The following is a 24,933-nucleotide window of genomic DNA, read 5'->3' as shown; positions in this document are numbered from 1 at the left end:
TCCGTTCAGACGAACGCGCGGTCGTGCGCGGTGACCGGGCTCGGCAGCACGGTGTCGCCCGTGAGATACCGATCGACCGACGCGGCGGCGGCACGACCTTCGGCAATCGCCCAGACGATCAGCGACTGACCGCGGCCTGCGTCGCCGGCGACGAATACCCCGGGCAGCTCGGTGGCGTAGTCGCGTTCCCGTTCGAATGCGCCACGCTTCGAGCGCTCCAGACGATGCGCGGGGTCCTCGATCTCCTCGGGGCCGGTGAATCCCATCGCGATGAGCACGAGATCTGCATCGAGCAGTTCCTCGGTACCGGCGATCGGCACGCGGCCCTCCTCGGTGAAGCCGGTCTCTGCCACACGGAGGCCGATGACCTGACCCTCCTCGCCGGCGACGAATTCGACGGTCGATGCGAGGAACTTGCGCTCTCCACCCTCTTCATGCGAACTCGACACCTCGAACAGGGTGGGGTGTACCGGCCACGGCTGACCCGTGCTGCGGAACTCAGACGGCTTCTTGCCGATCGCGAGATTCGTGACCGACTTCGCGCCCTGACGATGCGCGGTGCCGATGCAGTCGGCGCCGGTGTCGCCGCCGCCGATCACGATCACATGCTTTCCCGCGGCGTCGAACGGCGTCTCGGAGAGCGCGCCCGACTGCACGCGGTTCGAGGCCGACAAATACTCCATGGCGGGCATGATGCCGGCGAGTTCGCGGCCGGGCAGTGGCAGCTCGCGGGGCACCGTGGCACCGGTGGCGACGATGACGGCATCGTAACGTCGACGAAGCTCGCTCCACGACATGTCACGGCCGATCTCGATGCCGCACCGGAACCGTGTGCCTTCGGCTTTCAGCTGCTCCACACGGCGCGCGACAAGGGTCTTCTCGAGTTTGAAATCGGGGATGCCGAAACGGAGGAGGCCGCCCGGCTCCTCATCGCGCTCGTAGACGGCGACGGTGTGGCCGGCACGGGTCAGCTGCTGCGCCGCGGCGAGGCCCGCGGGCCCCGACCCGACGACCGCCACGGTCTTTCCCGTGAGTCGCGACGGCGGCTGCGGTACGACCCAGCCGTTCATGAACGCTTGGTCGATGATGCTGTTCTCGATCTGCTTGATCGTGACCGCGGGCTGGTTGATTCCCAGTACGCAGGCAGACTCGCAGGGTGCCGGGCACGCGCGACCCGTGAACTCGGGGAAGTTGTTCGTCGCGTGCAGACGCTCGATGGCCTCCCGCTCCCGACCGCGGAACATGAGGTCGTTCCACTCGGGAATGAGGTTGCCGAGCGGGCAGCCCTGGTGGCAGAACGCGACGCCGCAGTCCATGCACCGCGACGCCTGCTTGGCGACGAGTTTCGGGTTCGCGGGGTCGACGACCTCGCTCCAGTCCTTGAGTCGCAGTTCGACGGGTCGCTTCGGCGCGAGTTCGCGCTCGCGCACTTTCAGGAATCCGCGGGGATCAGCCATGAGTCGCCTCCAAGATCTCGGACCAGACACGGTCACCATCGGGGTCGATGCCCTGTTCACCGGCGCGCACTCGAATCTCGAGGACGCGCGAGTAGCCGCGCGGGATCAGACGCGTGAATCGGGCGAAGGTGCCCTCGGGGTCGCGCTCGATGCTCTCGAGCAGTTCGGCGGCGACAGACGATCCGGTCTGCTCGCCGTGCCGCTTGACGAGCCCGACAATCTTTTCGCGCAGCGCGCGCTCTTCACCGTCGGGAAGCCCCGGGCCCAGGTCGTCCGCTCCGCCGAACCGCTGCAGCAGCAGCGAGCCCGACGCGAGCTCGGCCGAATTGACGTCGGCCGGATCGAGATCGAGCAGGATCGCCTCGCCGCCCGACATGCCGGCGCCGATGTTGCGGCCCGTCGGCCCGAGAATCAGCGCGAAGCCACCGGTGAAGTACTCGAGCGCGTGGTCACCCGTGCCCTCGACCACGGCGGTCGCTCCCGAGCCGCGCACCAGGAACCGTTCGCCGACGACGCCCGCGATCCAGAGCGACCCGCTCGTCGCGCCGTAGCCGATCACGTTGCCGGCGATGACGTTGCCCGAAGCGGGATGCCCGGATTCGGGGTGCGGGCGAATCACGACCTCGCCGCCCGAAAGTCCCTTACCGACGTAGTCGTTCGCGTCTCCCACCAGTCGCAGCGTGATGCCGGCGGGCATGAATGCGCCGAGCGACTGCCCCGCCGAACCGGTGAGGGTGATGTCGATGGTTTCCGGGGCGAGGCCCTCCGCGCCGAAGCGCTTGGTGACCTCGTGGCCGAGCGTGGTGCCCACGGCCCGATCGATGTTGCGGATCGGCAGGTCGATCAGCACAGGATCGCGACGCTCGAGCGCATCCGCTGCCATCGGCAGCAACTGCACGTCGAAGTGCTCTCCCAGCTCATGATCTTGCTCCCGTCCGTGACGGCGCGGCTCGCCCTCGGCGAAGACCGGTCCGCGCAGGATCGGCGTGAGGTCGAGCCCCGATGCCTTCCAGTGCGCGATCGCGTCGTTGACGTCGAGCGCCGAGGTGTCGCCCACGGCTTCGTCGAGCGAGCGGAACCCGAGTGACGCGAGGATTTCGCGCACCTCTTCGGCAATGAAGCGGAAGAAGTTCACCACGTGCTCGGCTTGCCCCGTGTACCGCGCACGCAGGTCGGGGTTCTGCGTCGCGACGCCCACTGGGCAGGTGTCGAGGTGGCAGACGCGCATCATGATGCATCCGGAGACCACCAGCGGGGCGGTCGCGAATCCGAACTCTTCGGCACCGAGCAGTGCGGCAATCACCACGTCGCGGCCCGTTTTCAGCTGCCCGTCGGCCTGGAGCACCACGCGCTCCCGCAAGCCGTTGAGCATCAGCGTCTGCTGCGCCTCGGCGAGGCCGAGTTCCCACGGCGATCCGGCGTGCTTTAGCGAGTTCATCGGGCTCGCGCCGGTGCCCCCGTCGTGACCCGACACCAGAATCACATCGGAGAGCGCTTTGGCGACACCGGCCGCAACCGGCCCGATACCGCTCTGCGCGACCAGTTTCGTGCTGATCCGTGCCGACGGGTTCGCACGCTTCAGGTCGAAGATCAACTGTTTGAGATCTTCGATCGAATAGATGTCGTGGTGCGGCGGAGGCGAGATCAAGCCCACGCCCGGCGTCGCGTGACGGGTACGGGCGATCCAGGGGTACATCTTGGTCGGCGGCAGCTGCCCGCCCTCCCCCGGCTTGGCACCCTGCGCCAGCTTGATCTGGATTTCATCGGCGTGCGTGAGGTACATCGAGGTGACGCCGAAGCGACCGGACGCGACCTGCTTGATCGCGCTGCGGCGCTCGGGGTCGAGGAGACGATCGTCGGCCTCGCCGCCCTCGCCCGTGTTCGACTTCGCGCCGAGCCGATTCATCGCGATCGCGAGCGTTTCGTGCGCCTCCGGCGAGATGGAGCCGTAACTCATCGCTCCGGTGGCGAACCGCTTCACGATCTCGCTCACGGGTTCGACCTCGGCAAGCGGCACCACCGGGCGCTGCGGAGAGAATTTGAAGAGACCGCGCAGCGTCATGAGGCGTTCCTGCTGCTCGTTGACGCGTTCTGTGTAGGCGGTGAAGATGTCCCGACGCCCGGTGCGCGTCGCGTGCTGCAGTTTGAAGATCGTCTCCGGGTCGAAGAGGTGCGGCTCTTCCCCGCGCCGCCAGCGGTATTCGCCTCCGGTTTCGAGGGTGCGATGCGCATGAGCCGCGACATCGTCGGGGTACGCAGAGCGGTGCCGTGCGGCGACCTCTGCAGCGATGACATCGAGTCCGATCCCGCCGAGCCGTGAGGTCGTGCCGGTGAAGTACCGATCGACGACCTGCTGCGAGAGTCCGATGGCCTCGAAGGTCTGCGCACCGCAGTACGACGCGACCGTCGAAATACCCATCTTGGACATCACCTTCAGCATCCCCTTGCCGAGCGCCTTGATGAGACCGGCAATGGCAGCGTCCTCAGACACCTCCGGAATCGAACCGTCACGCACCAGAAGTCCTACCGTTTCCATCGCGAGGTACGGGTTCACCGCGGCGGCGCCGTAGCCGATGAGTGCCGCCACGTGGTGCACCTCGCGCACATCCCCGGCCTCGGCGACGAGAGCCACGCGCAAACGCTTGCCTTCGCGAATCAGGTAGTGATGCACCGCCGACACCGCGAGCAGGGAGGGCACTGGGGCCTGATCCTTGTTCGAATCGCGGTCGGAGAGAATGATGAACTCGGCACCGGCATCGATCGCGGCGTTCGCCTCGCGGCACATCGCGTCCAGCCGGTCGGCGAGGCCTCGGGCACCCGAATCAACCGGGTAGAGTCCACGAATCGTGACTGCGCGTTCCCGCTCCGGGTCGTCACCGAAGTGCTGGATGCGTGCGAGCGCGTCGTTGTTGATCACGGGGAAGTCGAGGATCACCTGGCGCGCATGATCTGCCGACTGCGTGAGCAGATTCTCCTGCGGCCCCAGACCGGCGCGCAGGCTGGTGACCAGTTCTTCGCGAAGCGCATCGAGCGGCGGGTTCGTCACCTGCGCGAACTGCTGCACAAAGTAGTCGAAGACGAGGCGGGGGCGATCCGACAGCGTCGCAATCGGTGTGTCGCTCCCCATCGCGGCGAGCGGCTCGATCGCGTCCCGGGCCATCGGAGTGAGCAACACGCGGAGTTCTTCCTCGGTGTATCCGAAGGTGCGCTGGCGCCGCTCGATCGAGGCGGGCGGATGCACCAGGTGCTCGCGCTCCGGTTGCTCCGAGAGTCGGATGCGCCCCTCGGCGAGCCAGTCGCCCCACGGCTGCGACGCCGCGAGCTCGGCCTTGACCGCATCGTCCTCGCGGATGTGACCGGTCGCCAGGTCGACCGCCAGCATGCGTCCGGGCTGCAACCGACCGCGCCGCACGACGCGTTCAGGCGCGATATCGAGCACCCCCGTCTCGCTCGCGATCACGAGCACCCCGTCGGAGGTCACGAGATACCGACCCGGGCGCAGACCATTGCGATCCAGCAGTGCGACGAGTTCAGTGCCGTCAGTCGCGATCATGGCGGCCGGCCCATCCCAGGGCTCCATGACGAGCGAGTGGTACTCCAAGAAGTCGACGAGTTCGGACGACAGACCCGACTCCGACTCCCACGCTTCGGGCACCATCATCGCCAGCGCGTGCGGCAGCGACCGACCCGCCTGCACGAGGAGTTCCAAGACCTCGTCGAAACTGGCAGAGTCGCTGCCTCCGTCCGAGCAAATCGGCAGCAGCGGCGAGATGTCGCCGAGGCGCTCCGATTCGAGCTGTGCTTCGCGCGCACGCATCCAGTTGCGGTTGCCACGCACAGTGTTGATCTCGCCGTTGTGCGCGACCATGCGCAGGGGCTGGGCGAGGTGCCATGAGGGGAAGGTGTTCGTGGAGTAGCGGGAGTGCACGATGGCGAAGCGGCTCGCGAATCGCGCATCGGAGAGCTCCGGGTAGAAGGCGGGAAGCTGCAGCGTCGTGACCATGCCCTTGTAGACGATGGTGCGCGCGCTGAGCGACGGCAGGTAGCAACCGGTCTCATGCTGCACGCGCTTGCGCGTGCGAAATGCTTGACGGTCGAGGTCGTCCGTACTGAGGGTCGTCCCTGCAGCGGCAACGAGCACGAGTTGCTCGATGACCGGGCTCGCGATGCGCGCGCTTTCCCCCAGCACGTCAGGACGCACCGGCACCGGGCGCCAGGCGAGCACGCTCAGCCCTTCTTCGGCTGCGATCGCCGCGATGCGATACTGCACGGCACGGCGTTCCGTGGTGGCCTGCGGCAGGAACGCGAGGCCGGCGGCATATGCGCCCGGCTCGGGCAGACGCAGCGAGGCGTCTTGCGCGTGGAGCTCCCCGCGGATGAGCAGGTCGGGCAGATCGCTCAAGATGCCGGCGCCGTCACCGGTTCCCGCGTCTGAGCCGACCGCGCCGCGGTGCTCGAGATGCTCGAGCGCTTCGAGTGCCTGTTCGATGATCGTATGGCTGGCCTGACCGGTCAGCGCGACGACGGAGGCGAGCCCGCAGGCATCTCGCTCGTCGGCGGGATCGTAGAGTCCGACAGGGGCGGGGAAAGTCGAGCCCGGGTGGGTGATCGGCGAGCGCTGCGGCATCGACGTCCTCTCGATCGTCGGGACGTCGTGCGCCCCGGTGCGGTCATGCGCTCATCGAGGCGCCCAGGGGCTCCCCGTCGCTTGCGCGGTGGCTGAGCTCAAAATGTAGCACTCTGTTTCTTCGGCGAAATGCGAACGACATCGCAGTTCCTGCCTCGCGTGCGGGGACGCGCGGAAGATTGCCGAATTTTTGACGGAACTTATTGACTTTTGCCGCAGACGTATTCGATTCGTAACATCCCGGAAACACAGCATCGCAGAGGCGTTACTTTGATAGAACAAACGCGGTGTTCGATAATCGAATCAGGTAGGGGGTACCATTCGATTATCGAACACCGCGTCGGCATTCTGGAAGAGCCAGGCTATGCGTCACCGCCGAAGCTCGATGTGTCACCCACGAGTCGCGTGTGGTCTGCAGGCACCGGATCGATCGCCGCACGCGCCACCTCCGCGGCGAACTCCGAAACGTTGTAGAGCTTGCCCGCCTGCTCACGTCGCTCCTCAATCGCGCCGGGATTGAGACGGTTGAGCATCGTTGCGGTCACCGTGCCCTCGATCATGTCGCCCGACACGACGGTGAAGCCGATGCCACGCGATTCGAGTTCGGGGATGCGCGCTCGAAGCGCATCTTCACCCGCGCGCTTCGACTCAGCAACGGGCACATACTCCGGCATCGTCGGCGTCGAGCGAATGAAGTGCGCCTGGTGGCTGGTGACGAACACCACGCGCGATCCCTCACCCAGTAGCGGGAGCGCAGCGTCGAGCACCGAGAGTTGCGCGTCGCGGTTCAACAGCAGTGCGTAGTCTTCGCCCATCCCGCTCTCCATGCCGCCCGACGCGTTGAGCACCAAGATGTCCAGGCCACCGAATTCCTCGCGCACGGCGTCGAACATCGACTGCACCGAAGCGGGATCCGTCAGATCAGCGCCCTGCACCAGCGCGCGAACGCCGAGCTCGCGAAATTCATTCGCGAGCTTTTCGGCCCGAGGGGCCTTGTTGCGGAAGTTGACAACCACGTCCGCGCCCGCCTCAGCGAAGTAGCGCGCCGTGTCCGCTCCGATACCGCGGGATGATCCCGTTACCAGGGCGCGTCGGCCGGCGAGACTGCCGGCCTCGAGAATCTGGGTCACATGTACTCCTCAATCGTGGTGATACCTGCATCCAGGGTACTGGACGGCCAGTCAATCCCCAGGTCGGGGGTATCGCGGAGCCAGGCACGAGCGGTACTCTGCCACTGGAGGCACCGGCGCCACGACGAGACGTGGACGGCACACACGAGGGGGTTCCCACATGGCCGATCGAACACTCCGAGGAACGCGCATCGGCGCGACCAGCCTGCAGGGCGAAGCGGGCGTCGAACTCTCCCCGCGCCGTTCGATCGAGTATCTCACCGACCGCGGCATCCGTTTTACCGTCATGTTCGATGCTGATGCGGAGCCACCTGCGGAGTGGGTCGATCAGAAGAGCGGCGAGATCGGGTTTCTCGACGACGAAGCCGGTCGAGTCGCACGTGCGGAATTCGAGGAGAAGGGCGCCTCGCAGCGCACTCCCTGGGACATGCTGATCGAGCGTCGTACGCGCGAAGAGCTCGAGGAATTGCTCGAAGAACGTCTCCAGCTCTTGCGGCAGCGCCGCGGCACCTCAAGTTAGCCTGCGCCGCGGCCGCCCCAATCCGACGATTCCAGCGACCAGGCCCGCGATTCCCAACCCGGTCGCGACACACGCAATCGCTGCGCCGAAACGTAACGCCGGGGTCTCCCCGACCACCAGCGGCACTTCCGCGACCATAGCGTCTGCCGTGAACGCGCGCAGCCGCGCGAGATCCGATCCGTCCGGGGCAATGATGGCGCTCGTGCCGACCGTGGAATCGTTGACGACTGCGCGCCCGGTTTCCACCGCGCGCGTTCGCGCGATCGCCAGTTGCTGCACGCTTTCATCGGTGTGCCCGAAGTCGGCGTTGTTCGTCTGGGCGAAGATCACTTGGGCCCCGTCACGCACCATTTCGACCGCTTGCGGGTCGAAGATGATATCGAAGCAAATGGCGATGCCTGCCTGAACGACCCCCGCGGGCGTATCGACGTCGAGCGCGGCCGGCCGGGCGCCCGGCGAGTACTCGAGCTGCACGAGATCGACCAGGTCAGGCACAATCGCGTGGAAGAACGTTCGGTTGGGCATGTACTCCGCGAACGGCACCGGGTAACGCTTGTCGTAGCGCTCCCCCGTCGGGCCGTCTTGCCGCCAGACGAGTGAGCTGTTGCTGTAGGTGCCATCCGGGTTCGCGAGCACCGACCCCACCACGATCGGCGCGCCCGCACGCTGCGACAGCTTCGCAAGCCGTTGACTGCGAATGACGTTCTCCGGCAGACCGAACTCCGCACTGTTCTCGGGCCAGACGATGACGTCGACTGATTCACCTGTCGCCTCCAACCGATCGAGCAGATGCTCCGTCGCGTCGAAGTGATCCCGGATCACGCCGCCCGCTTCGCGGTCGTCGAAGATTCCGGATTGCGAGTTGCCCTGCACTGCGGCGACGCGCAGCGTGCCCGTCCGCTCGAGAGGCGCCGCAGGCAGCAACGCCAATGCGACGAGCAGGGCGAGCCCGGCTCCCGTGCCCACTGTCAGTGGTCGCCGCAGCAGGCCGAGACGCTCGGAGCCCACCACGGAGCTCTCAGTCGCGCGCGCACGACAGCTGAACGCGACCGCGACGGGAAATGCGCACACCACGGCAATGCAGGCACCCAGGCCGGCGAATCCGAACCACGATACCGATTGCAGCAGCGGACTATCTGCTTGGGTCGTCGCCAAGCGTCCCCACGCGAACCCGCCGTAGGGCCACGCTCCCTGCACCTGCTCGCGGAGCACCCAGAGGCCGGCGACCGTGACCGCCTGGGCAATCGGGATCGCCCAGGTGAGTCGACGGTCACGCGCTGTCGTGCGGGTGTCGCTCCCGAAGCGAGCGAGCCCGCGCGTCGCGATCGCGGCGAGCATCCCGAACAGGCCGAACCAGAGCAGCATGAGTGAGCTAAGCGCCGCCCACGGAATCGGCCCGAGGTACAGGGTCAGCCACGAGATGTGGGGCATCCAGAACGCTGCGCCGGCAGCGGAGCCGCTCAGCAACGCCCACGCCGCAGGCTGCTGCCATACCGCGGCACCGATCAGCGCGACCGCGGGGAAGACGAGCGGCCACCAAGCGAGGCCCGGTGTCGCCGCATCGAGCAGTAGACCGCCCGCGACCGCACTCACGAGGGCGACCCACCGCCGCAGCGCGACCACTCCTCTGAGGTCGGCGCGGAGCAGCACCGACCGGCGTACCCACCGCGTCACGATGAGCTCGACGCTTCGACGATGCCGCGCTTCACCGATCGCTTGGCCTCCCGCGCCAAGCGAGCGAGCGCACCGAGCCGGTCTTCATCGAGTTCGTCGAGCACGGCTGCTTCGCAGGCCTGAGCGACCTGGTCGAGCAGGTCGATCGTTTGCTTCGCCCAGCGCACGAAATCACCCGCGCCGATTCCTGAGGCCTCGAGCACCCGCTCGATCGGCCGACCTGTAGCCCAGCCATGCATGGTCGCGGCGAGCCCGGCATGCGGGAGCTCGCTGCGCGTGAGGCGGGATCGCTCGGCGAGATCATCGAGACGCACCCAGAGGTCGAGCACACGGTCGTAGGCAGCTGCAAACGCCGGCCCACCCGGGAGTCGCGGTTCGCCCTCATCATCCCGACGAGGCTCGTAACTGAGCACGCAGGCCATGGCGGCGAGACCGGCGGCATCAAGGCCGCGCCAGGCGTCTTCCCGAATGCACTCGGCAATCAAGAGATCGCGGTCACCGTAGATTCTGCGCAAGAGGTTGCCCCACTGCGTCACATTCACGTCGCCATTGCGATCCGCCTCGACGTACTCGAGCTCCAGCAACTGATCGACGACGCGGTCGAACGTGCGAGCGATGGTACCCGTGCGCGAGGCGATCTGACGCCTCCCGCGCTCGACGCGTCGACGCAGCTTGCGCGCGCGATCCTCCCATCGCTTCCGATCCGCCCCCTGAGCCCTGGCGGCGGCGTCGTCGTATCCGGCGAGCGACTCCTGCTCAGCGCGCAGCTCGCGCGCCTGATCGACGACGGCGCGGTCGGCTTGGAACTGCGCGAACGACAGCTCCAGCGTGTCGCGCGCTCGCGTGAGATCCATGCGCTGCAGGAGGTTCACCGCCATGTTCGCGGTGGGGCGAAAACTCGAACGCACCGGGAACGAACGCGCCCCGGCCAGGTGCGCCAGCGCCTCGAGATCGACGCCATCGCTCCACACGACGACGGCGTGCCCCTCGTGGTCGATGCCTCGTCGCCCGGCGCGGCCGGTGAGCTGTGTGAACTCCCCCGAGGTCAGCGGCACGCGCTGTTCGCCGTTGAACTTGTCGAGGCGCTCGATCGCCACGGCCCGAGCCGGCATGTTGATGCCCAACGCCAGGGTCTCGGTCGCAAACACCAGTTTCACGAGACGTCTTTGGAACAACCGTTCGACAACCGCTTTGAAGGCGGGCAGCAAGCCGGCGTGGTGGGCCGCGACGCCGCGCTCGAGACCGGCGAGCCACTCTCGCGCACCCAGCACACGCTGCTCTTCCTCGGTCATGCCGGCGATCTCGGCGCGGGCGATACGACGGATCTCGTCGCGTTCGTCCCGAGTCGTCAACGCGATGCCCTCGTACAGGCACTGCTTCACAGCCTGGTCGCACCCGTTGCGGCTGAAGATGAAGACGATGGCCGGGAGCAGGTCGGTCTCATCGAGTGCTCGGGCGATGTCGGATCGCGAGATCCGCTTCGACCGCCGCACCGGGGGCCGCCCGCGCGCGCGATCTCGACCCGAGTCGTAGCCGTGACTGCCCCGACCGGATCGTCCGTCGCGACCCCCGCGACCACCCCGCGAGCCGCCGCGACCTTCGAGCGCGTGCAACTCCGGGTTGATGCGACCTCCGGTCGCAAGTTCGCCAGCACGATCGACGTACAACGGCAGGAGCGCCCGCGATGTGAGGACGTGCTGGTACAGCGGCACCGGACGGTGCTCGGAGAGGATCACGTCGGTGTCGCCACGCACCGCGTGCATCCAGTCCCCGAATTCCTCGGCGTTTGAAACGGTCGCGGAGAGCCCGACGATGCGCACCCGCTGCGGCAGATGCAGGATGATCTCCTCCCACACTGCCCCGCGGAACCGATCACCGAGGTAGTGCACCTCGTCGAGCACCACGCACTCGAGCTCGTCGAGCGCGTCCGATCCCGCATAGATCATGTTGCGGAGCACCTCCGTCGTCATGACGACGATCGGCGCGTCGCCGCGCACGTTCACGTCACCGGTGAGGAGCCCCACTTCTTCCTCGCCGTATGTCGCACAGAGCTCGCGGAACTTCTGGTTCGACAGCGCCTTGATGGGCGCGGTGTAGAAGATTCTGGCATCGCGCTCGCGGCGGGCAAGATAGACCGCGAACTCCGCGACCGTTGTCTTGCCTGACCCGGTCGGTGCGGCAACAAGGACGCTGCGCCCCTCTTCGAGGCGCTCGCACGCGGTGCGCTGGAACGCATCGAGCGGATACTGCAGCGACGCGGCGAACGCATCCACGGCGGTCTCGATCAGCGGCGCCTCATTCGGCACGGTGTCCCCCTCTGTTGCGCCGGTCATCGCTCAGCGATGGCCGGGCTGGTTCGTATCGTTCGCGCGTTGCGGCGCATCGAGGTCGTAGGCGGCGAACTCCTCGGCGCGGCGCTTGTCGACGCGCCGGTCGTGCAGAATTGCGATTCCTGCGGCCGCAAAGTACAGCACAACGATGGGCGCCGCGAGCAGGAACATGCTCATCAGATCGGCTGCCGGCGTTGCGATCGCGGCGAAGAGAATGATGACCAGAATCGCAATCCGCCAGCTCCGCAGGATCGACGCGCCTCGAAGCACACCGATGAAATTCAGCATGACGAGCAGCACCGGCATCACGAACCCGACGCCCACAGCGAGCACCAGCTTGATCGCAAAATCGAGATAGCTTCGCGCGTTGAGATTGAAGGTGTCTTCCGTGGGTTGGAAGCTTGCGAGCAGACGAACGATGTTCGGCAGAACGAGCCACCCGGCGTAGGCGCCGCCGAGAAACAGCGGCACCGCTGCGGCGAGGAAGCCCACACCGGTGAGCTTCTCCCGGCGGGTCAGACCTGGCGCCAGGAACGCCCAGATCTGGTACAGCCACACCGGCGAGGCAAGAATGACGGCGATGAACAGCGCGATCTGCACCTTGGTGTCGAACCCACTTGAGATGTCACCGTATGAGATCTGCGCGTCACGCCCGACCGCAGCGAGATCTTGCACCGGACTGCGCAGCATGTTCCATACCCAGTCGGAGAGAAACCAGCCAGCGACCAGCGCGACGACGATCGCGACAGCGGAGATGAGCAGGCGCTTACGGAACTCGACGAGGTGCTCCCCGAGGCTCATGCGCCCCTCGGGATTGCGCCGCTTCCGCGCCTGTTCAGCCATTGCCTCAGTGTATCTCAGCAGATACCGAGAACCCGCCGTCTGTGCCCCGTCACTCGTCGTACGACGCCAGGGCGCGGTCCGCCCACTCCGCCACGCTGGCGCGCGCCGACGCTGGCGCGACGATCTCGATGTCACCGGGGAGCACCTGCACGACCTGCACCGCGGCCCACGGGTGCCACGCTGCGATCTGCAGACGCAGACGTCCGTCCTCGAATTCCTCGATGATCTCGGGGGCGAATCCTCGTAGCCGGGCAGCCGCCTGCGGTGAGGCGAGCGCCTCGATGACGATCGCCGGAGGGTCCTGATCGGCCGGCTGGCTCGCAGCGGGCTCGCGAACCGCGGCGATGCGCGGGCCGGATGCAGATGCGTCCGGTGACGGCGCAGCCGTGACGTCGCCTGCGGGTACGTCTGAACCGACCACGCGCAGCCCCGAAACTTGATCGAGCCGGAACGTGCGCTCCGCAGCTCGCTCGAAGCAGTATCCGCGCAGATACCAGGTACCCGTCCCCTGCGTCAGCAACCGCGGGAGCACCGTGCGGCTCGTCTCCGCACCCGCCGCATCGCGATAGCGGAACGAGAGACTCCGCCCCGTTTCGATTGCGGAGAGGATGACCGCGACCTCCGAATGCTCCGTCGACGGCGCAATGGAGACCGCAGCAAGGCCAGACGAGCCCAGAGCCGAACCCAGTTTCTCTGCGGTTCTGCGCGCCAACGCCGCGTCTTCAGGCCCGAGCATGGCGGTGAGCGCCTGCAAACCGGCCACGAGTGCCGCGGTCTCCTGTGGCGCAAATCGAGGCGCTTCGTCAACGGCGACCGTGCGCGTGAGGCTGACCGTGTCATGCACCTCGAGCGCGTCCCAATCGATATCGAAGAGGTCTTCGTCTTGGTAGCTCAGCGTCTCGCCGGGCACCCCGGCTGTGCCGAGAAATCGAACGAGGGTGCGGAGGAGCCGCGGGGTGACCCCGAATCGCTCGGCGAGTTCCGGCACCGGTACGGGGCCGGACTCGCGCAAATAGGCGACGAGTGCCAGAAGCAGGGTGACACGATCGGGGCCGAGGAGCGCGCTACGCACGGTGGCCTCCTTCGTGAGGTTCGGCACGAGACGGGTCGATGCCGGCATCTGTGCCGTGCACAGCCGCAATGCGTCGAAGGCCCGCGACGACGAGCGCCCGCAACTCCGGAGGATCGCACACCGTCACATCGGGGCCAAAGCCAATGAGCTCAGCGGCGAGCAGGTGCGGATCGAGCACTCCGACTTCGACGTCGGTCGTGCCGTTCTCCGCGCCTGCATCGGTGCCGGGAGCGTCCATTCGAGGCACCCGAGCACCGCGCGAGGTCAACCGCGCCTCCGCGAGACTGCCGCGTCGCACCCGCAGCACGGCACGGCGCTCAACGCGCAACCGTTCGAGGTCGGCGATCGCGATGTCGACGACCGGCGCGAGGTCATCGGCAATGCGCTCTTCGAGCACGTGCACCGTGCCCTCGATGCGCGCGAGCAAAAAAGTGCGCGGTGCGGCGCGGTCGAGATCCCACGACACCAAATGCCAGCGGCCTTCGGCTCGATGCAGGCGCAGCGGGGCAACACGGCGTTCAAGCGCCGTGTCGCGATCCGGCATGCGATAGGCGAACGTGACGACCAGGCCCGCGTCGATCGCGGATTGCAGTGGCGCGGCCGCGGGCTCCACCGAACCGAGTCGCGGAGCAATGCCGAGGTGCTGGACGTCGAGCCCGGCTCCCAGCGCCTCAAGTTTCATGGCCGCGCGTCGCGATTCGGCGCTGAGGCTTCCTTCGCTCCAGGCAAGCGCTGCAAGACGGAGCAGCATGAGCTCGCGCTCGGTGAACCGCAGGTCGGCCGGAAACTGCAGCAGATCCTTGGCGATCCGGTACCGCGTGAGCTGGTTGTTGCCGATCTCGGAAGGATCGTCGAACGTCTCGATTGCAATGCCGAGTTCCCGCAATTGCTCCTTGTCGCGCTCGAACTGCTTCTCCAACGACGCACTGATCTCGCCATGCGAGTAGCGATCAGCGTAACCGTACACCGACGAGAGGAGCTCGCGCTTCGTCGAGCCGTTCGGGCTCACGACGAGCGCGAGTACGAGGCTGAAGAGCCGCTGCTCGCTCGGCACGCGCGATCGCTGCGCGGACGCGCCGCGATCCGCACCCGCCGTCGTACCGGACGAGCCGCCTGCCATTGCCGAGCTCAGTTGACTCCGACGATGTCAACGACAACCACGCGTGCAATCGACCCCGACTCGTGTTCGAGCACGACCACCTGCGAGCCGACCTTCGCGCCGGTGAGTTCCGTGCGGTAGGTGTTCCCGGACTGAGCAATGTCGGCTTCCGACCCCACGCGGATCACGCTGGAATCCCAAGTGTTCTGCTGCACGTTGCCGCTCCAGTCGACTGAGAGCACCTGAGCAATCACGCTGTCGTCAGCGGTGACCTTCTTGCCGTCGCCTTCGATGCGCACTGCGGAAGTCGTCGCACCCGGCGCTTCCGTGGGCGGCAGCACGAGGCCGGGGCGACCGTCCTCCGTCGTCACGATTGCGGGGTACCCGTTGGGCAGGCCGCGCACCGGGCCATCAGCGCGGAGTGGGCCGGTCGTCTCGACGTCGATCACGCCCACAATGGAGGCGCCGGTCGGAGCACCCAGCTGCCCGGCGAGCTGCGCGCTGTCATCTGGCGAAAGCGCAAGCACGACTCGGTCACCCGGGACCGTGCACCGCACGGCCTCGCTGAGCGGGTTGGAGACGTCAGCGGAGACGAGCAGCAGTTCTGGGCTCGCCGCGTCATCCGAGAACCCAGCGCTCTCGTAGAGCGGGTCGCCTCCCGTCGACGCGAAGAACGCCATGTTGACGCCCACAACCGTGCCCTCGTCGGCAACATGACCATCCGCCTCGCCGGAGTCGACAACGGTGCGCTGCGTCGTGTCGATCGAGACATTCTTCGGCACCGAGACCTGCGGCTCCTCACCGAATGCGCCGAGCACCGTCGTTCCGTCGCTGAGCGCGCCAGGCTGCAGCACCGACGAGCAGTCGGCCGACTGCGCCTGCTGCGCACTGCAGCCGGTGACCCCGGCCAGAAGCAGCACGGCGGCTGCGGTTGCGGGAACGATGCGACGAAGCATGAGCACCTCTCGAGGAAGCCGATGTGAACCCGGCCATCTTATCGAATCGGGCCTGTGCACGAGCACACGGAGCGCTCGCACCCGGGCCCGCACTATTCGGATTCGGGCAGTTCCGCGCCGCGCTCACCGGCGAACTGGCGAGCCTCGCGCACCTTCTTGCGCAGGATCTTGTCGCTCTTGACCCGCTCGCCCACAGCCTCCGGGGTCCAGACCTCAGAACTCTCGGGCGCCTCGCCCTCGGGTCCGAGATCGGGCAGCCAGTTGCCGAGATCAGCCGCACTAAAGTCGCTCTTCGACGCACGGCGCTTGAGCTCGGGAAGCACCGTGCCCGGTGCCAACCGGCGCGCGGTCACCAGGAAGCCGGTGTGCGCCACCATGCGGTGATCCGGGCGCACCGCGAGCCCCTCGACGTGCCAGCCCCGTACCAGCGTCTCCGACGCTTGCGGGTGCGCGAATCCGCCGTGGCGACGAATCTGCTCGACGGTGCGCGACAGCTGGGTCACGGTCGCGACGTAACAGATGATGACGCCACCGGGTGCCAGCGCATCGGCGGCGACGTCAACGCACTCCCATGGAGCAAGCATGTCGAGCACGACCCGGTCGATCGTTCCGCCGCTGCAGACCGCGGGCAGCGTTTCCTGCAGATCACCGACAGTCACCGTCCAGTTCGCCGGAATCGCGCCAGCGAACGCTGCCACGTTGCCTCTGGCGACGTCGGCGAACTCCTCGCGACGCTCGAATGAGAACAGCTCCCCCGTGGTACCGACGCCGCGCAAGAGATGCAGGGTGAGTGCTCCCGAACCCACCCCGGCCTCGACCACGCGAGCGCCCGGGAAGATGTCGGCAAGCGAGAGGATCTGCGCCGCGTCCTTCGGATACACGATCGCCGCGCCGCGGGGCATCGACATCACAAAGTCGGAGAGCAACGGGCGCAGTGCCAGGTATTCCTCACCGCTGCTGTTCGCGATCACCGATGCGTCGGGCAGCCCGACGATATCGGCGTGGGCGATGACGCCGCGGTGGCTGTGGAACTCGCCGCCAGTCACGAGCGTGATCGTATTGATGCGGCCCTTTGGCCCAGTCAGTTGGACGCGATCGCCGTAGACGAGCGGGCCCCGGAGTGCCGGTGATCCGGTATCCAAGCCTTCGGCAGCAAGACCCGCGGACGGATGCGCATCGCGCAGTTCGGCGAATCGGGCGCTCAGCGCCTCGGCGTCAATGCCCGAGAGCGTCGGCCAAATCTCGTGCGCCGGAGAGGTCGAGAGGTCGAGCAGATTCGGGATGCCGATCGCAACGGCACCGGATGCCTCGGCCGAGGTCACTCCGGTCACCGAGTCTTCGAGCGCAAGGCAGTCTGAAATATCGACGCCGACCAGCGCGGCCCCGCGCACATACGGATCGGGATGCGGCTTCTCGTGAGCGACCTCGTCACCGCCGATGATGTCGACGAAGAGCCCTTCAGGGAGCATGGCGACAACCGCATCCGCAATCTCGCGCACCGCCATCGTGACGAGTGCACTCGGAATGCCCGCGTCGCGCAGCGAATGGAGCAGTTCGACCGCGCCCGGGCGCCACAGCGGCTCGGATGACGAGAGGCCGGCGACGACTGAGGTGGTCCACTCGGAGATGATCTCGTCGGTACTCAGGGGCACCCCGAGTGCCTGGAAGCGGCGCGCTGCGGCCTGCAGCCCAGACCCGACGAGCGCGTCACGGATCTCATCGGTGAACTCGATGCCGTACCGATCGAGCATCCCCGTTTCAGCTTCGAGCCAGAGGGGCTCAGAATCGATCAGGGTGCCATCCATGTCCCACAAGACGGCGGCGGGGCGGGTGGCGGGTGTCCGCTCAGAGAGGAATGCATTCATCAGCACCAGTCTACCGATGCACAGCCGATACCCTGGATGCTATGTCTGTTCCTCCTGCACGGCCCCGAGTGCTCATTCTCGCCTTCCAAGGCTGGAGCGATGCCGGCGACGCGACGACGGAGGTGCTCCAGCATCTCGGGGGGCTGATCGATTCCGAGGTGCTGCATGTCATCAGCGCCGAGGGGTACGTCGACTTCCAGGTGCATCGCCCCAAGCTGGTGTTCGATGACGCGGGCAAGCGTCAGTTGGAATGGCCAGACACGCGCCTCTACGGTCCGGTCCAGCGCCCGGGTGAGAATCCGGCTCCCGGTGACGATGAAACTCGCGAGACCGTGCGACGCATCGACGGCACCCCGGTGACCGATCTCTTCTTGTTGGCCGGCGTCGAGCCGGCCCGCGACTGGCAGAACTTCGCCGACGAGATCGTCGAGCTGGTCGATGTCTGGGCAGTCGATTTTGTCGTGATTCTCGGCTCAATGTTCTCGGACGCGCCGCACACCCGCCCGATCGTCACCACGATGACGTCGGAGAACGAGGCCCGACGCGCGGAAACCGGTGCGGTGCGCAGCACGTACGAGGGGCCTGCGGGTATCTCGTCGGTCATCGATCTCGCACTGGGCGACGCAGGTATCGAGACCCTCTCGCTGTGGGCGCAGGTGCCGCACTACGTGCACAGCACACCGTCGCCGAAAGCCACACTCGCGCTGCTCGACAAGCTCGAGGAACTCCTCGACATCGTGATTCCCCGCGGGGAACTGCTCGTGCAGGCCAACGAGTGGGAAGCGAACATCAACCGCATCGCCGAGTCCGACGACGAGATGACGCGTTACATTCGCAAGCTCGAAGAGAATCGCGATGAGGAGCTCGCCGCGGAGACGACCGGAGACGCGATCGCGCTCGAGTTCGAGAAGTTCTTGAAGGGCGGTTCGCGGTTCGCCCGCGATGTCGACGCTGTTGCGACGGCTCCTGCGCAGGATCGCCCGGCACCCGACGCATCCGGTACCGAAGCTGGCGGTGCGCCCCCCGAAGACGACGAGAACGACGACTCCGAGGAGCGGCCGGGAGCGCAGCCCTAGAGTCGTACTCCCAACAGCGCGAGCACTGCATCGGAGATCAGGCCGGGCGAATCCACGCCCTGATCGAGCGCAGCATCGAGCGTCGCCAGCATGACGGGCGTGTCGAGGTCGTTCGCGATCGCCGAGCGCAATTGGCGCAGCACCGCAGCCGCAGCCGCAGGCTCCGCGCTCTCCCGCGTCAGGCCGGCCCGCCAGGCGTCGAGGCGCCGCTGCGCGGTCTCCAGATCGGCGTCGTGCCACTCCCATTCTGAACGGTAATGGTGCGCAAGCAGACCGAGTCGGATCGCCGAAGGGTCGGCGCCCCCGTTCAGGAGTTTGGAGATGAAGACCAGGTTGCCCCGAGACTTCGACATCTTGTGACCATGGTAGGCGACGAGGCCGGCGTGGCAGTAGGCGTGAGCGAGCGGCGTGCCAGAGAGCGCCGTCGCGTGTGCCGCGGTGAACTCATGGTGCGGGAACACGAGGTCGGAACCGCCGCCCTGCACGGTGAACGCACCGCCGAGTGCGCCGCGAGCGATCACCGAGCACTCGATGTGCCAGCCGGGACGTCCCTCTCCGACCGAACTCTCCCAGCTCGGCTCGCCCGCGCGCGCTGCGCGCCAGAGCAACGGGTCGAGCGCACCGCGCTTCCCGGGCCGCTCGGGGTCACCGCCGCGCTCCGCGCTCAGACGCAGCATGAGATCGCGGTCGTAGGGCGCCACGTCGCCGAGCCGCCACTGCGATTCGCGTTCCGCAGCCGCAGTGTCGAAGTAGACATCCGATCCGGCTGCGTCCTCCGTCGGCACGTGATAAGCAAACCCCCGGTCGAGCAACTCGCGCACGGCGTCGGCGATCTCATCGATCTGCTCGGTGACCGCGACATAGTGCTCGGGCGGCAACATGCCGAGGCGGTGCATATCGGAGCGGTAGAGCCCGATCTGCTCGTCAGCCAGTGCTCGCCAATCGACCCCGGTATCGTTCGCGCGATCGAGGAGCGGATCGTCGACGTCCGTGATGTTCTGGGCGTAGACAGTCTCGATGCCGGCATCGCGCCAGGCGCGCTGCATGATGTCGAATGTGAGGTAGGTGAAGGCGTGCCCGAGATGCGTCGCATCGTAGGGCGTAATGCCGCACACGTAGAGGTGCGCGCGGCCTTCCGGAATCGCGGGGTGCTCGAGGCGCTCCGTCGCGGTGTTGAAGAGCTTGGGAGCGACGCCCTGACCGGGCAGGTCGGGCAGCTCCGGCGGAGTCCAGGTTCTCAACGCAGTGCTCCCGCCACGAGCACCGCCTGGCCAGCATCAGCCGCGCCCTGCGCGACGGCTCCGCCGTCGGCCGAGAGCACGCCAGTCGAGAGCAGCACAATGATGACCGCTCCGATGACCACGCGGTAGATCACGAAGGGCAGGAAGCTGCGCTTCGAGATGTACTTCATGAACAAGCCGATCACGAATAGGGCGATGATGAAGGCGACGACGGTGGCGATGAGCGTCAGCCCCATCGGAGTTTCACCGGCCGGCGCGCGCAGCGCCTTGAACACCTGATAGAAACCGGAGCCGAGCACGGCGGGGATGGCGAGCAAGAAGGAGTAGCGTGCCGCAGCCTCACGACGGTAGCCCATGAAGAGACCCGCAGTGATGGTGCCGCCCGATCGTGAGACGCCCGGAATGAGCGCGAGCGCCTGTGCGAACCCGTAGATGAGCCCGTGCTTCCAGGTGAGCTTCTCGAGCGGGCGCGTGTTGCGGCCGACACGATCGGCGATCCCGAGCAGCAGGCCGAAGACGATGAGGCTGATCGCCACGAACCACAGTGACCGCAGCGTGGTCTCGATCTGGTCCTGGAAGAGCAATCCCAACACGACGATGGGCAGTGTGCCGATGATGATCCACCAGCCCATCAGCGCGTCCGGGTCGTTGCGCGGCACGCGCTTGCCCCCGAGCGACTGGGCCCATCGGCCGATGATGCGCACGATGTCTCGCCAGAAGAACACGATGACCGCGGCCTCCGTGCCGATCTGGGTGATCGCGGTGAACGCTGCCCCGGCATCGCCGATGCCGAGCAGCTCGCTCGCGATCCGCAGGTGCGCACTCGACGAGATGGGCAAGAACTCGGTGAGCCCCTGGATGATACCGAGGAGGATCGCCTCGAAGATTCCCATGATTCCTTTCCTGGCTGCGCGGCCTCGTCAATCGGACGCGCGGCATGTGGACCGCGGACCAGAATAACCCACCGGCCGGGAGAAGTCCCCGACCAGCGGCGCGCGGCGCGGCTCGCGGACGATCGGTCGGCGCCCGCGAGCACCGGGGCAAGGCCGCCGCGACCGCGCGACGCGTGTCAGTAGGTGCGCAGCAGGTCGACGAGCACGGCATGGCCGAAGTCGAGCGCATCGAGCGGCACGCGCTCGTCGACGCCGTGGAACATGCCCGGGAAGTCGAGGTCGGCGGGGAGCCGAAGCGGAGCGAATCCGTACCCGGTGATGCCGAGTCGCGCGAGCGACTTGTTGTCAGTGCCACCGGAGAGCAGGTAGGGCAGCACGCGGGCGTCGGGGTCGGCACGGCGCAGACTGGCCGTCATCGCCTCGACGAGCTCACCGGCAAATGGCACTTCGAGACCGATGTCGGAGTGCACCTGCTCCACTTCGATGTCGTCGCCCACAATGGCGCGAATCTGTTCGAGCACGGTGTCTTGGTCGGCGGGCAGCGCACGGACGTCGACGAGGGCCTCTGCCGTATCCGGAATCACGTTGTGCTTGTAGCCCGCCTGCAGCACTGTCGGGTTACTCGTACTGCGCAAACTCGCTTGAATAAAGCCGCCCGCTTTGCCGAGACGCAGAATCAGCTCCTCCGGGGCGACCTCGTGCGGGTCCTCCCCGAGAATGCCGGCGATGGCGTCAACCAGTTCGCGCGTGGTATCGGTGAGCGTCACGGGCCATTCATGGCGACCGAGCGCGGCGATCGCTTCGGCCAGTCTCGTCACCGCGTTGTCGTGCCAGACCCGAGAGCCGTGCGCAGCGGTGCCGCGCGCGCGCAGACGAATCCACTCGAGCGACTTCTCCCCCGTCTGAATCAGGTACGCGCGCGTTCCCGAGATATCGATCGAGTACCCGCCGACCTCGCTGATCGCCGTAGCCGCACCGGCGAAGAGTTCGGGATGGTGGTTGACGAGGTACTGGGCGCCGTAGACGCCACCGTTCTCCTCATCCGCGAAGAAGGCGAGGATGACCTCTCGCCGCGGCCGATCCCCGGCGCGCAGCAGTTCGGCGATGGCGGTCAGGATCATGGCGTCCATGTCCTTCATGTCGACGGCGCCACGCCCCCACAGCATGCCGTCCTTGATCACTCCGGCAAAGGGATCGACGGTCCAGTTGGTCGGATCCGCGGGCACGACATCGAGGTGGCCGTGCAGCACCAGCGCGGGCAGCGACGGGTCTGAACCGGGGACGCGCGCAATCACGCTCGCCCGGCCCGGATCGGACTCGAAGATCTCGGGCTCGAGTCCGAGATCGCGCAAGTAGGCCGCGACGTAGTCGGCGGCCGGTCGCTCGGGCTCCGCATCGCCGCCGCCACGATTCGTCGTATCGATTCGAATCAGGTCGCGGGCGACTCGTGCCGTTTCTGACAGCTCATGCTCGGCGCTTTCGGGGGTTTCGACGGTCATGCTCCCAGCGTAGTGTGCGCGAGGGCGAGCGGCCCGGAGATGACGCCCAGGGGCATACGCACGCCCGCGGCCCGTCGTTCGGTCGAGCCGCGCGATAGGCTCGCGACGTGATGACGCGCTCCGTTCCCGTCACGGGATTCCTCCTCGCGATCGGCTCCGCGGCGAGCTTCGCGCTTTCCGGCATCTTCGCGAGCGCACTGATCGCCGCCGGCTGGTCTCCCGGTGCGGCTGCGACCGCGCGTATCGGATGTGCGACGATCGTGCTCGCGGGCCCGACCCTCGTGATGCTGCGCGGCGAATGGTACCTGGTACGGCGGGCGTGGAAATCGCTGCTGCTTTTCGGGCTGCTCGCGGTCGCCGGATGCCAGCTCGCGTTCTTCCTCGCCGTCGAGTTCATTCCCCCGAGTCTCGCGCTGCTCATCGAGTTCACCGGACCGGTGCTGCTCATGCTGTGGTTCTGGGTGCGCACCCGCGTCTCGCCCGGTGCGATGACGCTCATCGGCGCCGCGATCGCGCTTGCAGGTCTCATCGCGATCTCCGCGAGCGGTGACGCCGGGGCGGGATTGCACCCACTCGGCATCGCATTCGCGCTGGTGGCCGCGGTGGGCAACGCGGCCTACTACGCAACGGGCGCTTCGGCAGACCACGGCATCGCACCGCTGCCGTTCGTGGGCCTGGGTCTCGCGGTCGCGGCGATCCTGCTCGCCATCGTAAGCGGCACCGGCCTGCTGCCGTTCCGCACGACGGCCGACCCCGTCGTCATCGCGGGCGCAGAGCTGCCCCCGACGCTTGCGGTCACCGGCATGGTGCTCATCTCGACGGTGCTCGCCTACGTGCTCGGCGTGGCCGCCGCTCGCCGCCTCGGGGCGACCGTCGCCAGTTTCACGGGCTATTCCGAACCCCTCTTCGGCATCTTCTGGACCATTGTGCTGCTCGCTGTTGTTCCAACAGGAAGACAGTGGCTCGGAGCCGCATTGATCATCGCAGGCGTGATCGCGGTGAAGGCCGGTGAGCTCGTGCGGGCGCGCGGGCGGCGCGGGATCACCGGGCGCACGCCAGCCGATCGGCATTGATATTGCACACATGAGTGCATTATTCTGCACTCATGTCACTGGAACCCGAAGCGCTCGCAACCCTCATCGGCCAGCGCGTCAGAGCAGAACGCACCGCGCTCGGCTGGAGCCTCGACCGGCTCGCCGACGTCGCGACCGTGAGCCGTCGCATGGTCGTCAACGTCGAACAGGGGGCGGTGAATCCGAGTATCGGCACCCTGCTGCGCCTGAGCGATGCGCTCGGCATCGGGCTCGCCGCGCTGGTTCAGCCGCCCGAGCCCGCCATCGCTCGAGTCACCCCGGCCGGATCCGGCACCGCCTTCTGGCGCGGCGAGCACGGGGGCGTCGGCACCCTCCTCGCCGCGACTGACGCCCCTGACGTTGTCGAACTCTGGGACTGGACGATGGAACCCGGTGACGCGCTGGTGAGCGAGCCCCACACCGACGGCACCCAGGAGCTGCTGCACGTGCTGGAGGGCGCCCTGAACGTGCGCATCGATGGCACGGATTACTCGTTGAGCCGCGGCGACGCCATCGCGTTCGCCGGGAGCACCGCTCACGAGTACCGCAACGACGGCGACGCGACGACACACTTCACCATGACCGTGTTCGAACCCGGCGTGGGCGCCGCCCGTCGCATGGAGTCGCCCCATGCGTGAGCGCACACCCATCGCCACCGGCCACCCGAACGCGGCGCGGCGCATTCCGCCCTGGAGTCTCGCGGTGACGGCAATGTTCCTCATTCAGATGTCGAGCGCCCTCTCGGTGACGCTCATCACCGAGGTGGGCCCCGCCACCACGGCGTGGCTCAGGCTCACGATGGGCGCCATCATCTTCCTCCTCATCGCGCGCCCGCGCCTGCGATCGATCCGACGGAGTGACCTCATGCCACTCTTGGGACTCGGCGCCGCGAGCGCACTCATGAGCGTGGCGTTTCTCGCCGCGGTCGCCCGCATTCCGCTCGGCACCGCCGTGGCCATCGAGTTCCTCGGGCCGCTCGCGGTCGCCGCACTGCGCAGCCGGTCGAAGAGCATGATCGCTTGGCCGGCGCTCGCCCTCATCGGCGTCGTGTTGCTGACCGAGCCGTGGCACGGAACCGCAGACCTGCCCGGAATCGGCTTCGCCTTGCTCGCGGGAGTCGGCTGGGGCAGTTACATTCTGCTGACGCAGCAGGTCGGCGACCGATTCCCCGGCATCAGCGGGCTCGCAATTACGATTCCTATCGCTGCCCTCTGCTCAACAGTCGTCGGGGTGCCCGGCCTCGCCGCGAACTTCGAGTGGCGCTTCCTCATGGTCGCGATCGGCCTCGCCGTCATTGCCCCGGTGCTGCCCTTCGGCCTCGAGATGCTCGCACTCAAGCGCATGACTCCGACCGCATTCGGCACACTGATGTCCATCGAACCGGCCATCGGCCTGCTGCTCGGCGCAGTCGTACTCGGACAAGCCCCGGGGACGGTGCAGTTCATCGGGATCGCCATCGTCGTGATCGCCGGTGTTGCGTCGCAACGCGGAGGCACCCGCGCCGGCGTCGGCGATCCTGCCGTCGCGCCGCTCTCAGAGTAATCGTAGGCCGACGAAAAAGAGGCCCTCCCGAAGGAG

18 protein-coding genes and 1 pseudogene are annotated in these 24,933 nt (G+C 67.1%); 5 read left to right on the top strand and 14 right to left on the bottom strand.

Annotated features, from left to right (window positions below):
• Positions 1-5: 5 nt before the first annotated feature.
• The 3 genes from ACZF5Y_RS07360 to ACZF5Y_RS07350 all read right to left on the bottom strand — a co-directional run bounded on the left by ACZF5Y_RS07360 (position 6) and on the right by ACZF5Y_RS07350 (position 7,214).
• Complete coding sequence (locus ACZF5Y_RS07360; RefSeq protein WP_497535145.1) at positions 6-1,457, bottom strand: glutamate synthase subunit beta; 1,452 nt, start codon at positions 1,455-1,457, stop codon at positions 6-8.
• The gene (gene gltB / locus ACZF5Y_RS07355) at positions 1,450-6,084 is read right to left on the bottom strand and encodes a glutamate synthase large subunit (RefSeq protein WP_497535144.1); all 4,635 of its coding nucleotides are present in this window, start codon (positions 6,082-6,084) and stop codon (positions 1,450-1,452) included. Before gltB ends, ACZF5Y_RS07360 begins: the two co-directional genes overlap by 8 nt.
• 362 nt (positions 6,085-6,446) lie before the next feature.
• Entirely contained in the window at positions 6,447-7,214 is a 768-nt protein-coding gene (locus tag ACZF5Y_RS07350; protein WP_497535143.1) for an SDR family oxidoreductase, read from the bottom strand.
• A 160-nt stretch (positions 7,215-7,374) separates the two neighbouring features.
• On the opposite strand from ACZF5Y_RS07350, the gene ACZF5Y_RS07345 reads away from it, so the two are divergent.
• Entirely contained in the window at positions 7,375-7,734 is a 360-nt protein-coding gene (locus ACZF5Y_RS07345; RefSeq protein WP_497535142.1) for an RNA polymerase-binding protein RbpA, read from the top strand.
• Here the strand turns inward: ACZF5Y_RS07345 and lnt are convergent.
• From lnt to ACZF5Y_RS07305, 8 genes and pseudogenes are all read right to left on the bottom strand, one after another.
• Positions 7,726-9,408 carry an apolipoprotein N-acyltransferase gene (lnt, locus tag ACZF5Y_RS07340; protein ID WP_497535141.1) on the bottom strand — a complete coding sequence of 561 codons (1,683 nt, stop codon included), beginning with the start codon at positions 9,406-9,408 and terminating at the stop codon, positions 7,726-7,728. The two genes, ACZF5Y_RS07345 and lnt, sit on opposite strands and share 9 nt — an antisense overlap.
• Positions 9,405-11,741 (bottom strand): DEAD/DEAH box helicase, encoded by a 2,337-nt coding sequence (locus ACZF5Y_RS07335; protein ID WP_497535140.1) that lies wholly within the window; start codon positions 11,739-11,741, stop codon positions 9,405-9,407. The genes lnt and ACZF5Y_RS07335 overlap by 4 nt, the downstream gene beginning before the upstream one ends.
• A gap of 3 nt (positions 11,742-11,744) precedes the next feature.
• Entirely contained in the window at positions 11,745-12,581 is an 837-nt protein-coding gene (tatC, locus tag ACZF5Y_RS07330) for a twin-arginine translocase subunit TatC (protein WP_497535139.1), read from the bottom strand.
• A 49-nt stretch (positions 12,582-12,630) separates the two neighbouring features.
• Positions 12,631-13,653 (bottom strand): helix-turn-helix transcriptional regulator, encoded by a 1,023-nt coding sequence (locus ACZF5Y_RS07325; protein ID WP_497535138.1) that lies wholly within the window; start codon positions 13,651-13,653, stop codon positions 12,631-12,633.
• Positions 13,646-14,773: a helix-turn-helix transcriptional regulator gene (locus ACZF5Y_RS07320; protein WP_497535137.1), complete on the bottom strand. Its 1,128-nt coding sequence runs from the start codon at positions 14,771-14,773 to the stop codon at positions 13,646-13,648. Before ACZF5Y_RS07320 ends, ACZF5Y_RS07325 begins: the two co-directional genes overlap by 8 nt.
• A gap of 8 nt (positions 14,774-14,781) precedes the next feature.
• Positions 14,782-15,708, bottom strand: coding sequence for a peptidylprolyl isomerase (locus ACZF5Y_RS07315; protein ID WP_497535136.1), 927 nt, complete (start codon positions 15,706-15,708; stop codon positions 14,782-14,784).
• A 92-nt stretch (positions 15,709-15,800) separates the two neighbouring features.
• Positions 15,801-16,892, bottom strand: a complete 1,092-nt coding sequence (locus tag ACZF5Y_RS07310; protein WP_497535313.1) for a tRNA (adenine-N1)-methyltransferase — start codon at positions 16,890-16,892, stop codon at positions 15,801-15,803.
• Positions 16,893-17,006: 114 nt separating this feature from the next.
• A pseudogene (locus ACZF5Y_RS07305) lies at positions 17,007-17,573 on the bottom strand (HAD family hydrolase); the annotation flags it as partial.
• 41 nt (positions 17,574-17,614) lie between these two features.
• On the opposite strand from ACZF5Y_RS07305, the gene ACZF5Y_RS07300 reads away from it, so the two are divergent.
• Complete coding sequence (locus ACZF5Y_RS07300; RefSeq protein WP_497535135.1) at positions 17,615-18,649, top strand: proteasome assembly chaperone family protein; 1,035 nt, start codon at positions 17,615-17,617, stop codon at positions 18,647-18,649.
• Here ACZF5Y_RS07300 and mshC read toward each other — a convergent pair.
• The 3 genes from mshC to ACZF5Y_RS07285 all read right to left on the bottom strand — a co-directional run bounded on the left by mshC (position 18,646) and on the right by ACZF5Y_RS07285 (position 22,282).
• Positions 18,646-19,890, bottom strand: a complete 1,245-nt coding sequence (mshC, locus tag ACZF5Y_RS07295; RefSeq protein ID WP_497535134.1) for a cysteine--1-D-myo-inosityl 2-amino-2-deoxy-alpha-D-glucopyranoside ligase — start codon at positions 19,888-19,890, stop codon at positions 18,646-18,648. The genes ACZF5Y_RS07300 and mshC overlap by 4 nt on opposite strands.
• The gene (locus ACZF5Y_RS07290) at positions 19,887-20,783 is read right to left on the bottom strand and encodes an undecaprenyl-diphosphate phosphatase (RefSeq protein ID WP_497535133.1); all 897 of its coding nucleotides are present in this window, start codon (positions 20,781-20,783) and stop codon (positions 19,887-19,889) included. The genes mshC and ACZF5Y_RS07290 overlap by 4 nt, the downstream gene beginning before the upstream one ends.
• Positions 20,784-20,959: 176 nt before the next feature.
• Positions 20,960-22,282 carry a M20/M25/M40 family metallo-hydrolase gene (locus ACZF5Y_RS07285; RefSeq protein WP_497535132.1) on the bottom strand — a complete coding sequence of 441 codons (1,323 nt, stop codon included), beginning with the start codon at positions 22,280-22,282 and terminating at the stop codon, positions 20,960-20,962.
• A gap of 110 nt (positions 22,283-22,392) precedes the next feature.
• On the opposite strand from ACZF5Y_RS07285, the gene ACZF5Y_RS07280 reads away from it, so the two are divergent.
• From ACZF5Y_RS07280 to ACZF5Y_RS07270, 3 genes are read left to right on the top strand one after another with little or no spacing between them, the layout of a single operon-like run.
• Entirely contained in the window at positions 22,393-23,355 is a 963-nt protein-coding gene (locus ACZF5Y_RS07280; RefSeq protein ID WP_497535312.1) for an EamA family transporter, read from the top strand.
• A 32-nt stretch (positions 23,356-23,387) separates the two neighbouring features.
• Positions 23,388-23,993 (top strand): helix-turn-helix domain-containing protein, encoded by a 606-nt coding sequence (locus ACZF5Y_RS07275; protein WP_497535131.1) that lies wholly within the window; start codon positions 23,388-23,390, stop codon positions 23,991-23,993.
• On the top strand, positions 23,986-24,897 hold the full coding sequence (locus tag ACZF5Y_RS07270; RefSeq protein WP_497535130.1) for an EamA family transporter: 912 nt from the start codon (positions 23,986-23,988) through the stop codon (positions 24,895-24,897). Before ACZF5Y_RS07275 ends, ACZF5Y_RS07270 begins: the two co-directional genes overlap by 8 nt.
• Positions 24,898-24,933: the final 36 nt, after the last annotated feature.

The organism is Leucobacter sp. WKLB1, from assembly GCF_059696215.1.
This window is presented reverse-complemented; position numbering and strand designations above follow the sequence as displayed.